The 2,510-nt window shown below is 52.9% G+C and carries 1 protein-coding gene; it reads left to right on the top strand.

Annotated features, from left to right (window positions below):
* Positions 1-2,510 (top strand): calcium-binding protein (locus QMP16_RS23455; protein ID WP_282154377.1); only part of this gene is annotated, 2,510 nt, incomplete at both ends.

The raw sequence follows: 2,510 nt of genomic DNA on the forward strand, positions 1-2,510 counted from the left end.
GGCCTTACTGGTGATGATCATTTGCGTGGTGGTGAGGGTGCTGACACGTATCGCTATTCGCTTGGAGATGGTGACGATCATATCCTGGACGGGGACAATGATGCGGGTGTTTCCGATCGGCTTGTTCTGAGCGATGTGAACCCGGATGATGTTCAGTTCATGTCCACATCGGGAGAAGATTTGGTCATCACACTGCCAGACGGTGCGCGGATCACGATCCAGGATCATTTTTCCGAGACCGAGGATTATGCGGTCGAACAGATCGAATTTGCGGATGGCACGGTTCTGAACACCGAATCCATTCGTAAAAAATCTGTTGAAGATCAGAAGGACGGCGGTTCCGGTACGGTGAGGGGCTCGGATTTTGCCGAGACCTACGAGCACACGATGGGTGACGGCTCGTATGTCATTAGCGACTGGGACAACAATCACCGGACTGACCGGTTGGTATTCACCGACGTAAATGCGGATGATGTCCGGTTCGCGTCCAACAGCGGTGAGGATCTGGTGATCACGCTGTCGAATGGCGAGCGGATTCGCATTGTCGACCATTTTGCCGAAGACGGCGACAATGCAATTGAACAGATTGAATTTGCAGATGGAGCGGTGCTTGGTGCCGAAGCCATCCGTAACAAATCTGTTGCTGATCAGAAGGTTGCGGGTTCCGGTACGGTGAGGGGCTCGGATTTTGCCGAGACCTACGAGCACACGATGGGTGACGGCTCGTATGTCATTAGCGACTGGGACAACAACCATCGTACAGATCGGCTGGTGTTCACGGATGTGAATGCGGATGACGTGCGGTTTGCCTCCAAAAGCGGTCAAGATCTGGTCATTACGCTGGCAAATGGGGAGCACCTAAGGATTGTCGACCATTTCGCCGAAGATGGCGATAATGCGCTGGAAGAGATCGAGTTTGCCGACGGGACGATCCTGATGGCACAGGCGATCCGCGACAAATCGGTGTTAGATCAAAAGGCTGGTGGTACTGGAACGGTGAGGGGCTCGGATTTTGCCGAGACCTATTCCCACACGCTTGGGGACGGTTCGTATCAGATTAGGGATTGGGACGATAACAATCGCACAGATCGGTTGGTGTTCACCGATGTGGCCTCAGAAGAGGTTGTTCTTGTTCGTTCTGGAAATGATCTCCGGGTTGTTCTTGCCAACGGAGAATATGTCGAAATAGTTGGGCAATTGGGCTCAAACAGCGTCTATCACGTCGAAAGCTTCGAGTTTGCCGATGGCGTAACCTGGTCGGTTGAAGACATCGCCGCTTTGGTCGTCGACGCTCAGCAAATCTCAACGGAAAAATTCGGAACAGAATCTGGTGAAGATTACACGCATACGCTGGGGGATGGCTCCTACAGAATTTTGGATTTCGATGCGCACAACAATAGCGGCAATGACACGCTGACGTTCACGGACGTTAATGCTGGTGACGTTCGAGTTGGTCGGATCGGTAACGATCTGACGATCACTCTGTCGAATGGCGAACAGATCACGCTGGTGAACCAACTCGACGGTAGTAAGCAAAGTTCGATTGAACTGTTCACCTTCGCGGATGGCACGACGCTGAACCAGGACGAATTGCGCGACCGTATTGTTGCTGACATGAAGGCTGGCGGGACCGTCATCGGCTCCGAAAACATCGAGGCCTATGTGCATGCTCTGGGGGATGGCTCCTATTCCATCTCGGACTATGACGAGTACAACAATAACGGCAATGACACACTTACCTTCACGGACATCAACGCGGACGACGTTCGCGTCGGGCGCGTAGGCAACGATCTGACGATCACCCTGTCGAATGGCGAACAAATTGCATTGCTGAACCAGCTTGATGCAGACAAGCGGAGCTCTATTGAGCTCATCACTTTCGCAGACGGCACAACACTGAACCAGGATGAGTTGCGCGACCGTATGGTTGCTGACATGAAGTCCAATGGCACCGTGATCGGCTCCGAACATGCCGAAGCCTACGTGCATTCTCTGGGGGATGGCTCCTATTCCATCTCGGACTATGACGAATTCAACAATAGCGGCAGTGACACGCTGACCTTCACGGATGTCAATGCGGATGACGTTAGTGTTGGGCGTATGGGTAACGATCTGACGCTCACCCTGTCAAACGGCGAGCGGATCACACTGGTGCGCCAGCTTGACGAAGATAAGCGGAGATCTATTGAGCTCATCACTTTCGCGGATGGCACGACACTGAATCAAGATGAGCTACGCGACCGACTGGTCGCTGACATGAAAGCCGGAGGTACCGTGATCGGCACCGAAAACGGCGAGAACTATGTGCATACACTGGGAGACGGTTCGTACTCGATCACCGACTATGACACCTTTCACAATCGTACTGACACCCTGACTTTCACCAACGTGAATGCCAATGACGTGTCGGTGAGCCGTAGCGGCAACAACCTCATGATCGCACTGTCGAATGGCGAGCAGGTTACACTTGTGAATCAACTCGACGAAAACAAGTGGAGTTCCATCGAGTT

Source organism: Ruegeria atlantica (assembly GCF_947495585.1).
Classification (GTDB): Bacteria; Pseudomonadota; Alphaproteobacteria; order Rhodobacterales; family Rhodobacteraceae; genus Ruegeria; species Ruegeria atlantica_G.